1 protein-coding gene is annotated in these 277 nt (G+C 59.2%); it reads right to left on the minus strand.

The window, feature by feature from the left end:
• Positions 1–195, minus strand: a 195-nt coding sequence (locus SB771_RS34220) for a LysR family transcriptional regulator (protein ID WP_410721946.1), incomplete at its 3' end; no start/stop codon positions are given.
• Positions 196–277: the final 82 nt, after the last annotated feature.

Below are 277 nucleotides of genomic sequence, written 5' to 3' on the forward strand. Positions count from 1 at the left end.
CGTGAGCGTGAGCCGCCGGCCGATGCGTTCGAACAGCGGCAGCCCGATGGCCTCTTCGAGCTGTTTGATCTGCATCGAGACGGCGGGCTGCGTCAGGTGCAGGTCTTCCGCGGCCCGGGCGAAGTTCTCGTACTGGGATGCCGCCGAGAAGATCTGCAACTCGCGCAGCGTGAGGTTGCGGAGCAGGTTAAGCATGATCAGGACTCCATGCCGCAGTAGATAAGCGTCGCTTACAGCGCAAATAAAAATTACTGAGTTTCTCTTGAAGGTCCACTGG

Source organism: Burkholderia sp. SIMBA_051, from assembly GCF_046534915.1.
GTDB classification, from domain to species: Bacteria; Pseudomonadota; Gammaproteobacteria; order Burkholderiales; family Burkholderiaceae; genus Burkholderia; species Burkholderia ambifaria.